A 19,092-nucleotide genomic window follows, 5' to 3' on the forward strand; every position below is an offset into this window, starting at 1 on the left:
CGCGCAGTTCGCGAAGGATTGGAAAGCGAAGACCGGCGACGACGTCACCGTCAACCAGTCGCACGGCGGCTCGGGCAAGCAGGCGCGCGCGGTAATCGACGGCCTGGAGGCCGACGTGGTGACGCTGGGCCTGGCCGGCGACATCGATGCGATCGTCGAGAAGGCGGACTTGCTCCCGTCGAACTGGCAATCGCGCCTGCCCGACAACAGCTGTCCCTACACGTCAACCATCGTGCTGCTGGTGCGCAAGGGAAATCCGAAAAAGATCCACGACTGGGATGACCTGGTGAAACCGGGCATCGCGGTAATCACGGCGAATCCGAAGACCTCGGGCGGCGCGCGATGGAATTTTCTGGCCGCGTGGGGCTACGCGTTCAAACGCAACGGCGGCGACGAGGCGAAGGCGGCGGCGTTCGTCGGGCTGCTCTACAAAAACGTGCCCGTGCTCGATTCCGGCGCGCGCGGCTCGACGACTACGTTCGTCGAGCGCGAAATCGGCGACGTGCTGATCGCGTGGGAAAACGAGGCGCGGATGGCGATCAAGCAATTTGGCGCCGACAAGTTCGAGATCGTCTATCCGTCGGTAAGCATCCTGGCCGAACCTCCGGTTGCGTGGGTGGACAAGGTGGACGCCCGCCGCGGCACGGCGGCGGTCTCGAAGGCGTACCTGGAATTTCTGTACACGCCCGCGGCCCAGGAAATAATCGCGCAGAATTTTTTCCGTCCGCGCGACAAGTCCGTCGCCGCGAAGTATGCGAGCCAATTTCCAGGCATGAGCCTGCTCACGATCGATTCGGATTTTGGCGGATGGAAAAAAGCGCAACCCAGGTTTTTCGGCGACGGCGGCGTATTCGACAAGATCTATCAGCCGGGAAGTTAGGGGAGCCGGGGCAAAGCGTCGCGCGATGGCATCGAACACGAAACGCAGCAACGTGCTGCCGGGATTCGGCCTGACCCTGGGCTTCACGCTCGCCTACCTCGGAATCGTCGTGCTGATTCCGATCTCGACGATCTTCTTCAAGACTTTCACCCTGACCTGGCCCCAGTTCTGGGCCGCGGTCGCAAGTCCGCGCACTCTCGCGGCCTACCGGCTGAGCTTCAGCGCGTCGATTGCAGGCGCGTTGGTCAACTCGGTGTTCGGCTTCATCGTGGCGTGGAGCCTGGTTCGTTACGAATTTCCCGGCAAAAGCCTGGTTGACGTGATGGTCGATCTGCCGTTCGCGCTGCCGACTTCGGTCGCGGGAATTACGCTCACCGCGATTTACGCGAGCAACGGATGGATTGGGCGGTACCTCGCGCCGCTGGGAATAAAAGTCGCGTACACTCCGCTCGGAGTGGCGGTCGCGCTTACTTTCGTCGGGCTGCCGTTCGTGGTTCGCACTATCCAGCCGGTGCTCGAGGATCTCGACCAGGAATACGAGGAGGCCGCGGCGACGCTCGGCGCAAGCCGCTTGCAGACGTTCGTATCGGTGATCGCGCCCGCGCTGATCCCCGCGCTGCTGACCGGGTTCGCACTCGCGTTTGCGCGCGCGCTCGGCGAATACGGCTCGGTCGTATTCATTTCAGGCAACATGCCGATGCGTACCGAAGTCGTGCCGTTGTTGATCATGAGCAAGCTCGAGCAATTCGATTACGCCGGCGCGACGGCGATCGCGGTGGTGATGCTGACAGTGTCGTTCGCGATTCTGCTCGGGATTAACGTGCTGCAAAGGTGGAGCAGCCGCCGCCTGACGGCCTGACGGTACAGATGGCCAGCCAACCGTATCTCGAACCGAAAAGACCCGGGACGGCGGATCCGCCGATGGTCAGAATCGCGCTGATCACGATCGCGATGGTGTTTGTCGCGCTGTTTATTTTCCTCCCGGTAATCGCGGTCTTCGCCGAGGCGCTGCGCAAGGGCCTCGGCGCTTACTTTGCCGCGATCGCCGATCCCGAGGCGCGCGCCGCAATTCGGCTGACGCTGATGACCGCCGCGATCGCGGTGCCGCTCAACGTTACTTTCGGTATCGCCGCATCGTGGGCGATCGCGCGCTTCGATTTTCCCGGCAAGCAAACCCTGCTGACCCTGATCGACATACCGTTTTCGGTCTCGCCGGTTATCTCGGGGATGCTGTTCGTGCTGCTGCTCGGGGTGCGCGCGCCGCTTGGCGGGTTCCTTGCCGCTCACGGCATCAGGGTGATCTTTGCGGAGCCGGGAATCGTGCTCGCGACGCTCTTCGTTACGTTTCCGCTGGCCGCGCGCGAACTCATCCCGATCATGCAGGCGGTCGGCAGCGAGGAGGAAGAAGCCGCGATCGTGCTGGGCGCCGGTGGATGGCAAATGTTTTTTCGGGTGACGATCCCCAACATCAAGTGGGGGCTGCTGTACGGCTTGGTGTTGTGCAACGCGCGCGCGATGGGCGAGTTCGGCGCGGTTTCGGTGGTTTCGGGGCATATCCAGGGGCACACCAACACGATGCCGCTGTACGTCGAGATTCTGTACAATGATTTCCAGTTCGCGGCCGCGTTTGCGGTCTCGTCGCTGCTTACCATGCTCGCGATCGCGACGCTCATTGCCAAGCGTTTTCTGGAGCGCCGAGTGGTTCCGGTGAAGCAGGCACCCGACGACCTGGCGGTCAAAGTTGCGGCATGAGTATCGAGCTCAGAAATATCAGCAAGCGGTTCGGCGATTTCGTGGCGGTTGACAATATCAACCTGCATATCGAAACCGGCGAGCTGGTCGCCCTGCTGGGGCTGTCGGGCTCGGGCAAGACCACGCTGCTGCGGATAATCGCGGGGCTGGAAACGCCGGACACCGGCGAGGTGCTGTTTCACGGCGAGGACGCCAGCGACGTCAGCGTTCGCGAGCGCAAGGTCGGTTTCGTATTTCAGCACTACGCGCTGTTTCGCCACATGACGGTGTTCGAAAACGTCGCCTTCGGGCTGCGCGTGATCCCGCGCCGCGCGCGCCCCGCCGAGGCCGTGATCGCGCGCCGCGTGCATGAGTTGCTGAAGCTCGTGCAGCTCGACTTTCTCTCCGATCGCTACCCCTCGCAGCTCTCCGGCGGGCAGCGCCAGCGCGTCGCACTGGCGCGCACGCTGGCCGTTGAGCCAAAAGTGCTGCTGCTCGACGAGCCGTTCGGCGCGCTCGACGCCAAGGTGCGGCAGGAACTGCGCCGATGGCTGCGCCGCCTGCACGACGAGATCAAGATAACCAGCGTTTTCGTCACCCACGATCAGGAAGAGGCGCTCGAACTCGCCAACCGGATCGTCGTGATGAACCAGGGGCGCATCGAGCAGATCGGCTCGGCCGAGGAGGTCTATCACCATCCCGCCAACGCTTTCGTGTACAACTTCCTGGGCAACGTGAACCTGTTCCACGGCCGAATCGAGAACGGCCGCGTGTTTCTCGGCGATACCGCCGTCGAACTCGAGAACACCCATACCCATGCGCATCCCGAGACCGGCAAGGCGGTGCTCTACGTGCGGCCGCATCTGCTGGAAATCGTGCTGAAGCCCAACGGCAAGCAGACCTTCCCGGCGACCGTGAAGTCGATCAATCCGGCCGGTCCGCAGGTCAAGATCGAGCTGGTCGCCGAGTGGGGCGACATGGTGCAGGTTGAGATCGATCACGAACGCTACCAGGCGCTGCATCTGGAGCCGGGCGCGAACGTTTTTCTCAGACCCAAGGAACAGAAGCTGTTCGTCTATTCGATCTAGATTCCAGGGCTGGTTGTGGGGAAGCGCGCGGCCTTCGACGCCGTCGTCTAATATGCAATGATCAACACAGCGGTCGAAAGTTGGCTCAGAGCAGTACTCATTCGAATAGTCACAACGAGCGTCTGATCGGGCGGCGAGTATTCATCGCCGTGATCGCCGCGATACCGGCGATCGTCGCATTCGGTTACGCTGAAACCGCCGCCGCATCCGATGCATCCGGCGATTCGCCGGACCCGGAGGCGCCGGGCATAGTCAAAGTATCGATCGTGGAGTTCACCGATTCCGGTCAAAGGAAGGGACTCGTGATGGAAGATAAAGTCGTCAAAACGGACGAGGAATGGCGCAAGGAGCTGACCCCGGAGCAGTACGAGGTCACGCGCAAAAAGGGCACCGAGCGCCCGTTCCAAAACCTGTACGCCGAGAATCACGACAAGGGTCTGTATCGATGCATCTGCTGCGGCAACGCGCTGTTCAGCTCGGACACCAAGTTCGAATCCGGCACGGGATGGCCGAGCTTCTATCAGCCGATCGCGCCGGAGAACGTCAAGACGGAGACCGATAGCTCGCTTTTCACCAAGCGGACCGAGGTGCTGTGCGCGAAATGCGACGCGCATCTCGGCCACGTGTTCGACGACGGTCCGCGGCCGACCGGGTTGCGCTACTGCATGAATTCCGCGTCGCTCAAGTTCATCAAGTCCGACGAACCGAATAAGCCGTGAGTCGCGATGGCCCGCGCGCAAGAGTTGCGCGAGCCGGCATCAGGAGATCGCGACATGTTCAGCGACGCGCAGAAATATTGCGTCGATGCCAAAATGCTCGACGGCGCCGCGATCCGGATCCGTGCGATTCGCCCCGACGATCAGGAACGCCTGCACGAGCATTTCATGCGGCTGAGCGAACAGTCCGTCTACTTTCGTTTCATGGGGGCCAAGCGCGATCTGTCGACGCACGATCTGAAGCGTCTGACCGAACTCGACTTCAGGAGTCACGTCGGTCTGGCCGCGACCGTAACCGACAATGGGCGCGAACGCTTCATCGGCGTCGGCCGTTACATTTGCGGCTCCGATCCGCATCGCGCAGAGGTCGCGTTCGCAATTCTCGACGAGTTCCAGGGCCGCGGCATCGGCACTGCGCTGCTCGAACATCTGAGCCTGATCGCCGACGCAAACGGGATCACGGAATTTGAAGCCGACGTGCTCGGCGACAACCGCCAGATGCTGGAGGTATTCGCGCACAGCGGCTTCGAGAGCCGTCGCTCTTTGGATTCGGGCGTCGTACACCTCTACTCTTCGACCAGCAAAATGTTGAAAAGGTAAGTTTCTTTTGGGCAATCGCACTTCAGCCGGGGAGGTCATTCGATGAGTCTGGTCGAGTTCGCAATCGAGGGCGAAATCGCAATCGTAACTATCAACCGTCCCGAGGCGCGCAACGCCGTCGATCAGCCCACCGCCGCGGCGCTGGCCGGCGCGATGCGCCGCTTCGACGCCGACGACGCGCTCTCGGTTGCGATCCTGACCGGCGCGGGCGGCACGTTTTGCGCGGGCGCAGATCTGAAAGCGGTCGCCACCGATCGCGGCAATCGCGTGACCGAGAACGGCGACGGACCGCTCGGATGCACGCGGATGCTCCTCAGCAAGCCGGTGATTGCGGCGGTCGAGGGATTCGCAGTCGCGGGCGGAATCGAACTCGCGCTGTGGTGCGACCTGCGCGTGGCCGCTCGTGACGCGATCTTCGGCGTGTATTGCCGGCGCTTCGGTGTGCCGCTGGTCGATGGCGGCACGATCCGGCTGCCGCGCCTCATCGGGATGTCCCGTGCGATGGACATGATCCTCACTGGCCGCGGTGTCTCCGGCGAAGAGGCGTTCGCGATGGGCCTGGCGAATCGCGTCGTCGAGCCGGGTACTGCCCTGGCGCAGGCGCGGGAACTGGGCAAACAGATAGCGGGCTTCCCGCAACGATGCATGCGTTCGGACCGGATGTCTGCGTACGAGGGCTGGACGCTGGCGCTCGACGATGCGCTCAAGAACGAGTACCGTCACGGGATCGAAACGATCCGCTCAGGCGAGACGCGCGCCGGTGCCGAGCGCTTCGCGTCGGGAGTCGGCAGGCACGGCAAATTCTGACGCAGCCTCGATTTAACCGCTTCCGGGGGGGCATTGCGCCGGTGCGATGCTTCCTGTACGTTACACCCAAGTCAATCGTGACTTTATGCGCGCGTCGGATTCCGTGACGCCACCCTCTCAACCCATCAGGCCCACACGTTCGGTACTTTTTTCGAACTGGAATCCGGGGCTCTGAACCATAGGATACTTTTTGTCGTTTTCTGAATTTCCCGTATCACCCGAGATCCATCGTTCAATCAAAGACCGCGGTCATCACACACCGACCCCGGTCCAGGCCGGAGCTATCCCGGTTGCGCTCAGCGGGCGCGACGTGGTGGCCACGGCTGAAACCGGCAGCGGCAAAACCGCGGCCTTTCTGATCCCGACTATCGATCGGCTGCATCGCAAGAACACCCGGCATCTCGCCGCGCTGGTGATCATGCCGACGCGCGAGCTTGCTGCGCAGTGCGCGCGCGAGTTCGATCTGATCGCACGCCATACCCGCATCCGCTGCGCAACCGTGGTCGGCGGCGAAGCCGAACGGCGCCAAATCGACGAGATTCGCAAGGGCGCGCAAGTGCTCGTCGCGTGTCCCGGACGACTCATCGACTTTATCGAGCGCGGCATCGTCAAGCTCGACAAAATTGAAGTCGTGATCATCGACGAAGCCGACCGGCTGCTCGACATGGGCTTTCTGCCGCAACTGCGCCGGATCATGCGGATGGTGCCGAAGAATCGCCAGACCATGATGTTCTCGGCGACGATGGCGTCCGGACCCGAAATGATCGCGCGTGAATTCCTGACCACGCCCGAGCGCATCACGGTCGGCGGCAAATCCGCGCCACCGTCGCAAATTCGCCAGTCGATTTATCCGGTCACGCTCGAGAACAAGGGACCCGTGCTGCTCGAGATTCTCAAGCGTCCCGAAGTGGAGAGCGCGATCGTCTTCACGCGCACCAAGAGCCGCGCCGACCGGGTCGCCAAGATGCTGCAACGCGCCCACGTCAACGCGGTGCAGATCCACGGCGACCGCTCGCAGAGCCAGCGCAATGCGGCGTTGGCGGGCTTCCGCGCGCGAAAGTTTCGCGTGATGGTCGCGACCGACGTGGCCGCCCGCGGACTGGACATTCCCGACGTTTCGCACGTCATCAACTTCGATCTGCCCGATGAGACCGAGGGCTACATCCATCGCATCGGCCGCACCGCCAGGATGGGCAAGGCGGGCGAGGCGATCAGCTTGGTCACGCAAGAGGAACGCGTCAACCTGGCGCGGCTGGAACGCACGCTCGGCAACGCGCTCGATCGCGAGCACGTCGAGGGTTTCGAGAAAATCGAAATTCACGCGCCCAAGCCGGTGACCGTCTTCCGCTCGTCGGGTGCGCGCAATCGATCCGTGCGCAATCGCCCGCGCTCGCGCTGGGCGTAACCGCCGCAATTTCCCGGAAATAAGTCCGGCCACCACCGCGCCGATCGCAACCGCGATCGGCACGGTGGAAATCAGTACTGCCCGCTAAGCCGGGATCGGACCGGTCAGCGACGCCCGCTGCGAAATCTCGATGAAGTTGCCGTCGGGGTCGCGAATGAACGAAATCCGCGCCACCGCGCCCAGCGTCACCGGCGCCGCGCCTTCCCAAACACCCATCGACATGAAGCGTCGATGCTCTCCGTCGCAGTCGCGCACCTGCACCGTGATGTAACGCATCCCCACTGCGCGCATCGACGCGATCACGTCCACCGCGCCGGCCGTCGGTGATTTCCGGGCGCGCACCGCCGCGGGATCGTGCCTGAAGCTGATAATCGTCTCGCCCAGCTTGAAGCGGCCCGCGCCAATCCTCTGTGCTTGTAGCGCGTCGGCGTAGAAATTCTCGAAGGCGGCCTCGTCGGTGACGCCGATATGGATTTCGATCTGATTGACGCCGCGCTGGCCGTTGGGCGCCAGCTCGACCTCGTTGCCGTCGGGGTCCTGCATCGGCAGCGGCATCGGCGTGCGCGGATCGGAAATCGAAAGCTTTCGGTAGCCGCCCGCGACGCGGGCCGGGAGCGGATCGCGGAGGTGATTTATCTTGAGCACCGATCCGAGCATTCCGAAACGATATTGCCTCACGCCTTTGCCGACCGGGAGCATCTCCTCGTAGGGCAGCCGGATTCGCTCGCCGTAGAATGCGCGCATCTCGTCGAGCCGGTTGGTGAAAATTCCCACGTCCACGAATCGCTTTGCCAATTCCATTTCGATCTCCCGCAAATGCGCCGCGCGCCGGTAATATCCTCGCGCATCGCACGATGTCCATTCAATCCGGGATCGGGGCCCCCCGGCTCCGCAGACTCCGCTCGGGATGACCCCTGAAAGCTGTTGCATCGCGGATATTATTAACTATAGTTAAGTATATGCCGACTACGAACCAGAGCTGGGACCCCGACGGGTACGCGCGCAACGCACGCTTCGTCTCCGACCTCGGCGCGGCGGTGGTTGAACTGCTGGCGCCGCGGGCCGGCGAGCGAATCCTCGACCTCGGATGCGGCGACGGCGCTCTGACCAAAAAGCTCGTCGAGCTCGGATGCGACGTCGTCGGCGTCGACGCAAGCGCACCCCAGGTCGAGGCCGCCCGCCGCCTGGGCCTCGACGCGCGCGTCACCGAGGGCGAGCGGCTTGCCTTCGATGCCGAGTTCGACGCCGTCTTCAGCAATGCCGCGATCCACTGGATGAAGCCCGCCGACGACGTGATCGCCGGCGTATGGCGCGCGTTGAAGCCCGGCGGCCGCTTCGTCGCTGAGTTCGGCGGCCACGGATGCGTCGCGACGATCGAGCGTGCGCTGATCGAAGCGCTTCGACGCCGCGGCATCGACGGTGGCGCGCTCAACCCGTGGTACTTCCCGACCGTCGAAGATTATTCCGCCCGGCTCGCGCGCCGCGGGTTTGCCGTCAGGTATATCGCGCTAATCCCCCGTCCCACGCCGCTGCCGACTGCAATCAACGGATGGCTGGATACGTTTGCGCAAGTTTTCATGGCGCCGCTGGCGGATGATGATCGCGCCGGTTTCATCGACGAGGTTCGCGAAACACTCCGGCCGGATCTCTGCGACGGCGACGGTAAATGGTTCGCCGACTACGTTCGGCTGCGTTTTGCCGCCGACAAGCCGCGTGACTGACAGCCCGGGCGTTTGAGTTCCCGCGCGTCCGGCGGCAGTATCCCGTGGGAGATGAGCCTGTTCCGCGAGTTGACCGAGGGCCTGCCGCGACAAGGCCCCGGATCCCCCGAGACCACGCTGCACGCGCTCGGCCTTGCCCGCGGGCTGCCGCCGCGTCCGCGGATTCTGGACGTTGGATGCGGTCCCGGCGCGCAGACTATCGAGCTTGCACGCGCCACCGGCGGCCGGATTGTGGCGGTCGATATCCGCCAGCGATTTCTCGATGAACTGACGCAACGCGCCGGCGCGGCCGGAGTTCTGCCGCAGGTGACGACGGTCAACACTTCGATGCTCGATATGAATTTCGCCGACGCGTCGTTCGACCTGATCTGGTCGGAGGGCGCCATCTTTATCGCGGGATTTGCCGCCGGCCTTGGCGCGTGGCGGCGGTTCCTGAAGCCCGGCGGATGGATAGCGGTCTCCGAAGTGACGTGGTTGGTGCCCGATCCGCCCGCCGAAGCCGTCGCATTCTGGGCGCGAAACTATCCCGGCATGGGGTCGATCGAGCGCAATTGCCGGATTGTTGCGGACGCGGGATACGTGGACCCCGACGGGTTCGTGCTCCCGGTGCAGGACTGGCACAACTACTACGGGCCGGGCGAGACGCGAGTTGCCAGGCTGAGAGAAAAATACGCCGGCGATCGCGAGGTCCTCGCAACCCTCGACGAGGTGCAGCGCGAGTACGATCTCTTCCGCGCGCATTCCGACTCCTACGGATACGTCTTTTACGTGATGCGCAAACCCGGCGCGTGACGGCGCGCGTCGTCCCGGGCCGTCGGCCCGCTTCGCGCTCGCTTTCATTTGTTGGCGATCTGGGTTACCTGTTGCGATACAAATCACCAGCCTCGCGAGGATCGAAATGGACTTTTCACTGACCCCCAAAACCGAACAATTGCGCAAGCGCGTTTCCGACTTCATGGACCAGTACGTCTTCCCCATCGAAAAGGATGTTCAGCGCGAGATAGGCGAGAGCGGGCATACCGAGCCCCAATGCCTCAAAGACGTCCGCAAAAAAGCCAAGGCCGAGGGCCTTTGGAATCTCTTTCTGCCCGGCAAAGACGGCGCCGGTCTCAACAACCACGAGTATGCGCCCCTGTGCGAGCTGATGGGCCGCAGCCCGATTGGCGCGCGCGCGTTCAACTGCATGGCGCCCGACACCGGCAACATGGAAATCCTGTCCGAGTTCGGCACTCCCGACCAGAAAAAGAAATGGCTCCAGCCGTGTCTCGACGGCGAGATGCGCACCTGCTTCTCGATGACCGAGCCTGATACTGCCGGCTCCGATCCCACCCAGCTAAAGACCCGCGCCGTTCGCGACGGCGACTACTACGTGATCAACGGCCACAAGTGGTTCACTTCCAATGCGATTGGCTCGAGCTTCGCGATCGCGATGGTCGTGACGGACCCCGACGCGGCGCCGCATCGCCGCGCCAGCCAGATAATCGTTCCGACCGACACTCCCGGATTCAACCTGATTCGCCCCGTGCCGGTGATGGGCCACACCGGCGGCGGCGGGCATTGCGAGATTATCTACAAGGACTGCCGCGTGCCGGTGACCAACGTACTCGGCGAGGAAGGCGGCGGCTTCGCAATCTCGCAGGCGCGGCTGGGCCCGGGACGCATCCACCACTGCATGCGAATGATCGGGGTCGCCGAACGAGGGCTCGAACTGATGTGCAAGCGGGCGAACACCCGCTTCACCCACGGCAGCTTCCTCGCCGAGAAGGCCAACATCCAGGAGTGGATCGCCAACTCGCGAATCGAGATCGACTCATGCCGCCTGATGGTGATGCATGCGGCGTGGAAGATGGACACCGCGGGCAAGCGCGAAGCGCGCAACGAGATCTCGATGATCAAAGTGATGTGCGCGAACATGGTGATGATCGTCCTCGATCGCGCCATCCAGGTGTTCGGCGCGGCCGGCGTCAGCGATGACGTCCCGATCGCGCGGATGTGGCGCGACAGCCGCTCGCTGCGAATCGCCGACGGCCCCGACGAAGTGCATCGCATGACCATCGCCCGGCGCGAAGTGCGCAAGTACAAGTGAGGCCGCTGCTTCTGGTGCGCGCTCATGGCTGAAGCGATGGAAGTCGTCCCCGAATTCGGCGACGTCCGTGACGAGGAGCAGCTCGACTGGGGCAAGCTCGCCGCCTACTTGCGCGGCAAGATCCCCGGCGCTGACGCGCCGATGACCGTCAAGCAGTTTCGCGGCGGATCGTCGAATCTCACCTACCTGCTGCGCTTCGACGACCGCGAATGGGTGATGCGCCGGCCGCCATTCGGGCCGCTGCCCGTGGGCGGCCATGACATGGGCCGCGAGTACAAGGTGCTCTCGCGGCTGTGGGAAGTTTTCAAGCCGGCGCCGCGCGGGATGCTCTACAGCGACGACGCGTCGATCGTCGGCGCGCCATTTTTCGTGATGGAGCGACGCAATGGGATCGTCATCAAAAATCGTGAGCCGCTGCCCGTGGAGCTTGGCAACGATCCGGCGACGTTTCGCGCAATCTCGGAAGGATTCATCGATACGCTGGCCGATTTGCACGCCGTCGATTACGCGGCGATCGGACTTGGCTCGCTGGGCAAGCCCGACGGATTCCTGAAGCGCCAGGTAACCGGATGGATGGGGCGATGGGAGAAGGCGAAGACCCGCGAAGTGCCGCTGATGGAGAAGCTCGGCGCCTGGTTTCTCGACAACATTCCCGCGTCGCCGCCGCCGGTGCTCGTGCACAACGACTTCTACCTGCACAACATCATGCTCGGCGCCTTCAATCACGGCGATGTGGTCGGAGTATTCGACTGGGAAATGTCCACCATCGGCGATCCGCTGGTCGATCTCGGCATCGCGATTGGCTACTGGCGCGACAAGAGCGACCCGCCCGAACTGGTGATGACCTCCTACGGCGAGGCGCACACGCTGCGCCGCGGCTTCATGACCCGCGACGAACTGGTGCATCGCTATGCGAGCCGCACCGGCCGCGACGTGAGCGGCATCCCGTTTTATTGGGCGTGGGCGCATTGGAAGACTGCGACGGTCGTCGAGCAAATCTACGTGCGCTACGTGCGCGGGCAGACCACCGATCCGCGCTTCGCGCTGATGGGTCCGATGGCGCCGGCGCTCGCATTCGCCGCCGCGCAGGTCGCGTCGCGCCTGGGCTTCAAGGAGTAGCGGTTTTGCTGGGCTGCGAACGGATGGCCTGATCCGTTTTTTGTGTCATCCTGAGCGAAGCGAAGGATCTCGCGCGCGCAAGCGCGCGGCGTGACCCATTCCGTTGGATGCTTCACATACAACGCGATACGTGGAATACTTGATTGCGTGATCCGGAGCTTTCGCGACCGCGATACTCGGGCGATCTTCAATCGCGAACGTGTCCGGAAATTCGAGAGTATCGCAAACGTCGCGCATCGGAAGCTTCGCGAGATTCATCGGGCGGCAAGATTGTCAGATCTTGGGGCATTGCCTGGAAACCGGCTGGAAGCGCTAAAGGGAAATCGAGCCGGCCAACACAGTATAAGGATCAACGACCAGTACCGCGTCTGCTTCATCTGGGACCAAAAGGACGCGTACGACGTGGAAATCGTGGACTATCACTGAGGCTTCGACCCAAATCCTGGAGGCACGCACACATGGCTCGCGCAAAGAAGATACCGCCGCTTCATCCGGGCGAGGTCTTGTACGAGGACTTCATCGTTCCGACCGCCATCAGCATCCATCGGCTCGCGATGGATCTGCGGGTGCCCGCTAATCGGATCGCGGAAATCGTAAAGGGCGAGCGCGCGATCTCGGCGGACACTGCGCTTCGCCTCGCTCGTTATCTCGGTACGTCGGCGGAATTCTGGCTGGGATTGCAGAGCGACTACGAACTCGAAAAAGCCAAAGACGAGTTGGCGGCGAAAATCGCTCGCGAGGTCCGTCCGCGCAAGCGCGCGGCGTGACGCGCGGCGGCTGCGCTCCCCTTTTCAGCCAGCGGCAACTAGGCTATCCAAGGTAGAAGGCGGCTAACAATTATCCCGGCCCGGAGGTTTCCCAGTCTTGCACGCCATCGATTACGAAGCCCCAACCACGCTCGAGCAGGCGGTCAGCATCCTCAAAGCCCACGGCGAGAACGCCCGCCCGTTCTGCGGCGGCACCGATATCATCATCCAGTTGCGCGCCGGAGTCCGCCGCACCGAGCACCTGGTTGACGTCAAGAAAATCAAAGAGCTGCAAACTCTGTTCTTCGATGCGAAGCAGGGATTGCGGCTCGGCGCGGCCGTGCCTTGCATCGAGGTAAGCGAGAGCGACGTGATGCGCCGTCATTACCCCGGCTTGACCGAGGCGGCCCATCTCATCGGCTCGCTGCAGATTCAGAACCGCGCCTCGGTGGGCGGCAATCTGTGCAATGGATCGCCGGCCGCGGACACTACGCCCGCCCTGATAGCGCTCGGCGCGCGCGCCCGAGTCGTCGGCCCCAATGGCGAGCGCGAGGTGCCGGTCGAGGCTTTCGTCGTCTCGCCGGGACGCACCGTGCTCAAGCCCGGCGAGTTGCTGGTCGAACTGCTGATTCCGGCGCCCGCGCCGCATTCCAGCGACGCGTATCTTCGATTCATCCCGCGCAACGAGATGGATATCGCGGTGGTCGGCGTGGGAGCGTCGCTTACCCTCGACGGCGACACGGTGAAGGCGGCGCGGATCGCGCTGGGCGCCGTTGCGGCGACTCCGATCCTCGCAGCCAAAGCCGCCGACGCGATCATCGGTAAGAAACTCGACGACGCGGCCCTCGAGGCCGCCGGCCATGCGGCGAGCGACGCCTGCTCGCCCATCGATGACATGCGCGGGACGGCCGAATTTCGGCTCCACATCGCCGCGGTGCTCACGCGACGAGTCCTCTCAATCGCCGCCGAACGCGCGAAAAAGAACTGAATCACACCGACGCAAACACCAACGGCACATAGAACAATGTCCAAAAAGACCCTGGTAGAAGCGACGATCAACGGCGAAACGGTCGAGTTCCTGTGCGAGCCGCGCCAAAGCCTGCTCGAAGCGCTGCGCGACGTGCTCGAGTTCACCGGCTCGAAGGAAGGATGCCTGACCGGCGATTGCGGTGCTTGCACCGTGCTGGTCGACGGCCGCGCGGTATGCTCGTGCCTGGTGCTTGGCGTCGAAGCGCAAGGCAAGAACATCGTGACCGTCGAAGGACTCGCCACCAACGGCGTGCTTTCCGTCTTGCAGAACAAGTTTCTCGAGCACGCGGCCTTGCAGTGCGGCATCTGCACGCCCGGATTGCTGATTTCGGCGAAGTCGCTGCTCGATCGCAATCCGAAACCGACCGAGCACGAAGTTCGCTACGCGCTGGCCGGGAACCTGTGCCGATGCACCGGTTATGACAAGATTGTGAAGGCGGTGCTCGATGCGGCTGCGGATATTCGCTCGCAGGGCGAAGCCAAAGCGGCCGCCCGCTGAGCGCATCGCAGTACTGACAGGACTACCGATACGACCAGGCGATCCGAGAGGTAAGCTATGGCGGCATCAACTACGACAGGCGATTTCAAAGTCATCGGCACGCGTCCGATTCGGCCCGACGGCGTCGACAAGGTGACGGGCCGCGCCAAGTTCGGCGCCGACTACGCATTCCCCGGGATGCTGCACGGCAAGGTGCTGCGCAGCCCGCACGCCCACGCGATTATCAAATCGATCAAGATTGACAAGGCGCTCAAGCTCCCCGGCGTGAAGGCTATCGTCACCTCGAAGGATCTCCCGGATGCCGAGAACAAGCTCGAGCAGGCCGGCGAGATGACCATCAACCCGATGTACCTGTCGATGAACATCCTCGCGCACGACAAGGTCCTGTATGACGGCCATGCGATCGCCGCCGTCGCCGCGACCAGCCCGCATATCGCCGATGAAGCGTTGCGCCTGATCGAAGTCGAATACGAAGTGCTGCCGCCCGTGATGACCGTCGATGCCGCCATGAAGCCGGGCGCGCCGATTCTGCTCAAGGATCTGCGCAACAACGAGGAAGGCGACAAGCCGACCAACGTCGCGCAGCACTTCCAGTTTAAACGCGGCGACGTCGCGGCCGGATTCAAGGCGGCCGACTATGTGATCGAGCGCGAATTCAACACCGCGATGGTGCACCAGGGATACATCGAGCCTCACAACGCCGTCGGTATCTACAACTCCGACGGACAGGCAACGATTTACTGCTCGACCCAGGGCGCCTTCGACGTGCGCTCGCTGAGCGCGTACGTGTTGGGGATGCCGGTGGGCAAAATCAAAGTCGTGCCGGCCGAAATCGGCGGCGGCTTCGGCGGCAAGACCACCATCTACCTCGAGCCGCTCTCGGTGCTGCTCTCGAAGAAGACCGGCGCCCCCGTCAAGCTCGTCATGTCGCGCTCGGAGGTGCTCCGCGCGAGCGGACCGACCCCGGGCGGGAAAATCAAATTGAAGATGGGCGCGACCAGGGACGGCAAGCTCGTCGCCGCCGAAATCTGGATGGCATACGAGGCGGGCGCGTTCCCGGGCTCGCCGGTGGCAGCCGGCGCGCTGTGTATCATCGCTCCCTACCTCGTCGAGAATTTTCAAATCGACGCGTACGACGTGGTGGTCAATCGGCCCAAGACCAACGCCTATCGCGCGCCGGGCACAACCCAGGCCGCGTTCGCGTCCGAGACCGTGATCGATGAACTGGCCGAGAAATGCGGAATCGATCCGATCGACTTCCGGATCAACAACGGGGTCAAAGAAGGCTCCCCGCAGATCATGGGTCCTCCCTTCAAGCGCATCGGATTTATCCAGACCTGCGAAGCGATCAAGAACAGCCCGCATTACAAGTCGAAACTGACCGGCAAGTTCCGCGGACGCGGCGTCGCGTCGGGGTTCTGGTTCAACGCCGGGATGCAGTCGTCGGCAACGGTCAATATCCACACCGACGGAACCGCCAGCGTCGTCACCGGCTCGCCGGATATCGGCGGCTCGCGCGCGTCGATGGCGATGATCACTGCGGAAGTGCTCGGAATGCCGATGACCGACGTGCGGCCGATCACCGCCGACACCGATTCGATCGGGCATACCGACGTGACCGCCGGTAGCCGCGTTACTTTCGCAACCGGGATGGCGGTGTACGAGGCGGCCAGGGACGCCGTGCGCCAGTTGATCGAGCGCGCCGCCAAGGTCTGGGAGAAGAAGCCCGACGAAGTCGAATTCCGCGACGGCATGCTCCACGCCAAAGGCAACGGCGTGCCCCCGATGTCGATCAAGCAGCTCGCACCACGCTTCCCCCGCACCGGCGGTCCGATCACCGGCCGCGCCAGCGTCAATGCGCGCGGCGTGGGCCCTGGATTTGCCACCACCGTCGTTGACGTCGAGGTCGATCCCGATACCGGCAAGGTGCAAGTGCTGCGATGCACCATCGCGCAAGACGCCGGCAAGGCGATTCATCCGAGCTACGTCGAAGGACAAATGCAGGGCGGAACCGCGCAGGGAATCGGCTGGGCGCTCAATGAGGAATACTTCTACGACGACAAGGGCACGCTGCGTAACTCCGGCTTCCTCGACTACCGGATTCCGACCTGCCTCGACTTGCCGATGATCGAAACGGTCATCGTCGAGGAAGCAAACCCCGGCCATCCGCTGGGCGTGCGCGGCGTAGGCGAGGTGTCGATCGTGCCGCCGGTGGCAGCGGTCGCCAATGCGATCTACCGCGCGGTGGGCGTCAGGATGACCCAGGCGCCGATGTCGCCGCCGAGGTTGCTCAAGGCGATCTTGAAGCATCGCGCCGCCGCGCAACATTCCGCAGCGGCGGATTGATCACGAGTGATTGAAAGGTGGCGGGCGAAGCCGCCCGCCCCTTATTTTTTTGCAATGCCAACCGTCGTGATTCCCGCACTGCTGCGCAAATTCACCGGCGGCGTCGAGCGAGTCGAGCTGCCGGGAAGATCGATCCGCGAGCTGATTCGGCAGCTTGGCGAGCGGTTCCCAGGAATTGACAAGCAGTTACTCGAGGACGGAGACATCCGGCCGTCGATCGCGGTATCAATCGACGGTGAAATAGCCACCGGCGGCGTACTCGATACCGTTGCCGAGAACAGCGAAGTTCATTTCATTCCCGCGCTCGGCGGCGGCGAAGTCTGAGCGCCAAAAAGCGCAGGCGAAGGCCGCTTTTCTCTGTGGATGGCCGGTCCGGAGGGTTCCGTAGCGTTCTTGCAACACACCCGCACTTAAGTACAATACGTTTGCTAGCCGGGGTTTGCCCCCCTTTTCCCGGTTGGCTGCGGGCCGGGCGGAGCAATCTGCCTGGCCCTAATTTATTGCTCAGAATAATTCCCCGACTGCATCGCGGATTAAATTTCCTTCCCAAGCGCTGCGCCCTTGCTGGTCGCAGGATTCCCCGTTTGATCGTCACGATCAAACGCCCCCGTTTTGATTAGCAATGCTAATACCTCTCCGACCTTCGACATTTCGCTTTTCTTGCCACACATTTGTAACGCCTATATAACTCTCGTAGCTACTAGAAATGGGGCGCTCATGACCGACAAATACTTGTTTGCGTCAGCCTGCGAGCAGTTGAGGTTGAGTGTATGGGCCAAGGGTGAATGCGCCTTAGGGTATAACCCGATTTTCTACCGTCGCGATGTATTCGGTGCTTGGATGCAGTACAACGCGCACGGCAATACCCTGTCACATTTTGGCTGGGAGATTGGTTACATTAAGCCCGTCGAAGAAGGCGGGACCAACGAGCTTTCGAATCTTCAACCCGTCCAGTGGCGGAACAACCGCACCCGAAACCGAATCGCCCCCCATCCCTAATCCATCTCGCCCTGAATTGCAGCGTGCCCGTAGCAGAGCCCGCGCGCGACAACGGAGCGCGGCCTTAACATTGGGTGCAGGGGTCACCCCTGCCGCGCGCGGCCCCTCGCCAACGGTTTAATACTGCGCTGCCGTCGCCACGGCCAGGGCTCACCCCCGGCCGTTGGCACGGCGAGTATTAGAAGCCTGCACGCCGGCACCTCTTCTATCGTGTAGTCGTGAAAAGATGCGCTGCGCAGATTTTCGCGTCTTCTCACTGCGGGTGCAGGGGCTCACCCCCGGCCGCGCGCGACAACGGAGCGCGGCCTTAACATTGGGTGCAGGGCTCAGCCCTGCCCTACCGCACGCGTGGCCGGAAGACCAGCACCGAGCACGGCGAGTTGCGCACCAGCTTCTCGCTGACGCTGCCGATCAGAATATGCTCGCCGCCGGTCCGTCCGTGCGTAGCAACCACGATCAGGTCGATCAACTGCTCTTTGGCGTAGTTGACGAGCTTCTCAACCGGAGGCCCGACCACGGCGCACGTGATGACCTTCTTTGAATTGCCGAGCTCGTCCTTCTTGATGCGCGCGAGTTCCTCCTCCGCCTGTTCGAGCATCGCGCCTTCCCGCGCCAGCTCGCGGTTCTGCTCGATCGTGGACGGGATCAGCCTTTGCTGCGGCGCGATCACGTGCACCAGGTGAATTTCCTCGGCGCCGAGATCCTTCGCCAGTTCCATCGCGCCGCGCATCGCTTCCATCGAGTGTGTCGAAAAGTCGATTGGGGTGAGAATTTTTTTGATATTCTGAATCATGAGAGCCTCCCGAGGATGATAGACAGACTCTGGAATTACCACGGCCTTCGCCGCCTCTGCAAACCCGCCCCGATCTGTGCCATTATCTCGGCAGACCGCTGCCTCCGTCGCTGCCACCAGCAAAGAAAGGATTGCTCATGAAGGGAACTGTTTTCCACGGACCCCACGACGTGCGCGTCGAGCAGGTCGATGACCCCGCGCTCAAGACCCCCACCGACGCGATGGTGCGAATCACGCGCGCGGGAATTTGCGGCTCCGACCTGCACTTCTATGAAGGCGCTTTGCCCATCGTGCCCGGCTTCGTGCTGGGTCATGAGGGCGTCGGCGTGATCGAGGAAGTGGGGGCCGGCGTCGTTCGGCTCAAAAAGGGGGATCGGGTCGTCGTGTCGGGCGTGGTTGCCTGCGGGCGATGCTACTTCTGCCGGCGCGGGCAATCGTCGCAATGCGCGGAAAGCGGATCCGCCATCTTCGGCTACGGAGCCAATTCCGCGGGCAAGCTCGGATGGCTGGGGGGCGCGCAATCCGAG

The 19,092-nt window shown here is 63.0% G+C and carries 22 protein-coding genes; 20 read left to right on the forward strand and 2 right to left on the reverse strand.

Annotated elements, in window-relative coordinates; all coding sequences use genetic code 11:
* The 8 genes from ABSB13_RS13465 to ABSB13_RS13500 all read left to right on the forward strand — a co-directional run.
* Positions 1-880, forward strand: an 880-nt coding sequence (locus tag ABSB13_RS13465) for a sulfate ABC transporter substrate-binding protein (protein WP_428109335.1), incomplete at its 5' end; no start/stop codon positions are given.
* A gap of 25 nt (positions 881-905) precedes the next feature.
* Entirely contained in the window at positions 906-1,739 is an 834-nt protein-coding gene (gene cysT, locus ABSB13_RS13470; RefSeq protein ID WP_428109338.1) for a sulfate ABC transporter permease subunit CysT, read from the forward strand.
* An 8-nt stretch (positions 1,740-1,747) separates the two neighbouring features.
* Positions 1,748-2,632, forward strand: coding sequence for a sulfate ABC transporter permease subunit CysW (cysW, locus tag ABSB13_RS13475; RefSeq protein WP_428109383.1), 885 nt, complete (start codon positions 1,748-1,750; stop codon positions 2,630-2,632).
* Positions 2,629-3,699, forward strand: coding sequence for a sulfate/molybdate ABC transporter ATP-binding protein (locus tag ABSB13_RS13480; RefSeq protein ID WP_428109340.1), 1,071 nt, complete (start codon positions 2,629-2,631; stop codon positions 3,697-3,699). The genes cysW and ABSB13_RS13480 overlap by 4 nt, the downstream gene beginning before the upstream one ends.
* Positions 3,700-3,779: 80 nt before the next feature.
* A complete protein-coding gene (gene msrB, locus ABSB13_RS13485) occupies positions 3,780-4,418 on the forward strand; it encodes a peptide-methionine (R)-S-oxide reductase MsrB (protein ID WP_428109343.1) in 639 nt (212 codons plus the stop codon).
* A gap of 6 nt (positions 4,419-4,424) precedes the next feature.
* Complete coding sequence (locus tag ABSB13_RS13490; RefSeq protein ID WP_428109345.1) at positions 4,425-5,015, forward strand: GNAT family N-acetyltransferase; 591 nt, start codon at positions 4,425-4,427, stop codon at positions 5,013-5,015.
* A gap of 42 nt (positions 5,016-5,057) precedes the next feature.
* Entirely contained in the window at positions 5,058-5,822 is a 765-nt protein-coding gene (locus ABSB13_RS13495) for a crotonase/enoyl-CoA hydratase family protein (RefSeq protein ID WP_428109347.1), read from the forward strand.
* 190 nt (positions 5,823-6,012) lie between these two features.
* Positions 6,013-7,227, forward strand: a complete 1,215-nt coding sequence (locus tag ABSB13_RS13500; protein ID WP_428109350.1) for a DEAD/DEAH box helicase — start codon at positions 6,013-6,015, stop codon at positions 7,225-7,227.
* A gap of 84 nt (positions 7,228-7,311) precedes the next feature.
* On the opposite strand, the gene ABSB13_RS13505 is transcribed toward ABSB13_RS13500, so the two are convergent.
* Positions 7,312-8,028 carry a VOC family protein gene (locus ABSB13_RS13505; protein ID WP_428109352.1) on the reverse strand — a complete coding sequence of 239 codons (717 nt, stop codon included), beginning with the start codon at positions 8,026-8,028 and terminating at the stop codon, positions 7,312-7,314.
* Positions 8,029-8,186: 158 nt separating this feature from the next.
* Between ABSB13_RS13505 and ABSB13_RS13510 the strand changes: the two genes are divergently transcribed.
* The 11 genes from ABSB13_RS13510 to ABSB13_RS13560 all read left to right on the forward strand — a co-directional run bounded on the left by ABSB13_RS13510 (position 8,187) and on the right by ABSB13_RS13560 (position 17,772).
* Positions 8,187-8,948: a class I SAM-dependent methyltransferase gene (locus tag ABSB13_RS13510; RefSeq protein WP_428109354.1), complete on the forward strand. Its 762-nt coding sequence runs from the start codon at positions 8,187-8,189 to the stop codon at positions 8,946-8,948.
* A gap of 12 nt (positions 8,949-8,960) precedes the next feature.
* Positions 8,961-9,740, forward strand: coding sequence for a class I SAM-dependent methyltransferase (locus ABSB13_RS13515; RefSeq protein WP_428109357.1), 780 nt, complete (start codon positions 8,961-8,963; stop codon positions 9,738-9,740).
* A gap of 106 nt (positions 9,741-9,846) precedes the next feature.
* Complete coding sequence (locus ABSB13_RS13520) at positions 9,847-11,034, forward strand: acyl-CoA dehydrogenase family protein (protein ID WP_428109359.1); 1,188 nt, start codon at positions 9,847-9,849, stop codon at positions 11,032-11,034.
* 24 nt (positions 11,035-11,058) lie between these two features.
* Positions 11,059-12,153, forward strand: a complete 1,095-nt coding sequence (locus ABSB13_RS13525; RefSeq protein ID WP_428109362.1) for a phosphotransferase family protein — start codon at positions 11,059-11,061, stop codon at positions 12,151-12,153.
* 147 nt (positions 12,154-12,300) lie between these two features.
* A complete protein-coding gene (locus ABSB13_RS13530; RefSeq protein ID WP_428109385.1) occupies positions 12,301-12,579 on the forward strand; it encodes a type II toxin-antitoxin system RelE/ParE family toxin in 279 nt (92 codons plus the stop codon).
* A gap of 32 nt (positions 12,580-12,611) precedes the next feature.
* Positions 12,612-12,920, forward strand: a complete 309-nt coding sequence (locus tag ABSB13_RS13535; protein WP_428109364.1) for a HigA family addiction module antitoxin — start codon at positions 12,612-12,614, stop codon at positions 12,918-12,920.
* A gap of 97 nt (positions 12,921-13,017) precedes the next feature.
* A complete protein-coding gene (locus ABSB13_RS13540) occupies positions 13,018-13,887 on the forward strand; it encodes an FAD binding domain-containing protein (protein WP_428109367.1) in 870 nt (289 codons plus the stop codon).
* A gap of 36 nt (positions 13,888-13,923) precedes the next feature.
* The gene (locus ABSB13_RS13545; RefSeq protein WP_428109369.1) at positions 13,924-14,427 is read left to right on the forward strand and encodes a (2Fe-2S)-binding protein; all 504 of its coding nucleotides are present in this window, start codon (positions 13,924-13,926) and stop codon (positions 14,425-14,427) included.
* A 57-nt stretch (positions 14,428-14,484) separates the two neighbouring features.
* Positions 14,485-16,773, forward strand: coding sequence for a xanthine dehydrogenase family protein molybdopterin-binding subunit (locus ABSB13_RS13550; protein ID WP_428109371.1), 2,289 nt, complete (start codon positions 14,485-14,487; stop codon positions 16,771-16,773).
* Positions 16,774-16,827: 54 nt separating this feature from the next.
* On the forward strand, positions 16,828-17,097 hold the full coding sequence (locus tag ABSB13_RS13555; RefSeq protein ID WP_428109374.1) for a MoaD/ThiS family protein: 270 nt from the start codon (positions 16,828-16,830) through the stop codon (positions 17,095-17,097).
* Positions 17,098-17,490: 393 nt separating this feature from the next.
* A complete protein-coding gene (locus tag ABSB13_RS13560; RefSeq protein WP_428109376.1) occupies positions 17,491-17,772 on the forward strand; it encodes an HNH endonuclease signature motif containing protein in 282 nt (93 codons plus the stop codon).
* A 337-nt stretch (positions 17,773-18,109) separates the two neighbouring features.
* Here the strand turns inward: ABSB13_RS13560 and ABSB13_RS13565 are convergent, their stop codons facing one another.
* Positions 18,110-18,565: a universal stress protein gene (locus ABSB13_RS13565; protein ID WP_428109379.1), complete on the reverse strand. Its 456-nt coding sequence runs from the start codon at positions 18,563-18,565 to the stop codon at positions 18,110-18,112.
* A 137-nt stretch (positions 18,566-18,702) separates the two neighbouring features.
* On the opposite strand from ABSB13_RS13565, the gene ABSB13_RS13570 reads away from it, so the two are divergent.
* On the forward strand, positions 18,703-19,092 hold a 390-nt coding region (locus ABSB13_RS13570), incomplete at its 3' end, for an alcohol dehydrogenase catalytic domain-containing protein (protein WP_428109381.1).

This window comes from Binatus sp. (SeqCode), assembly GCF_050013435.1.
GTDB lineage: Bacteria > Desulfobacterota > Binatia > Binatales > Binataceae > Binatus.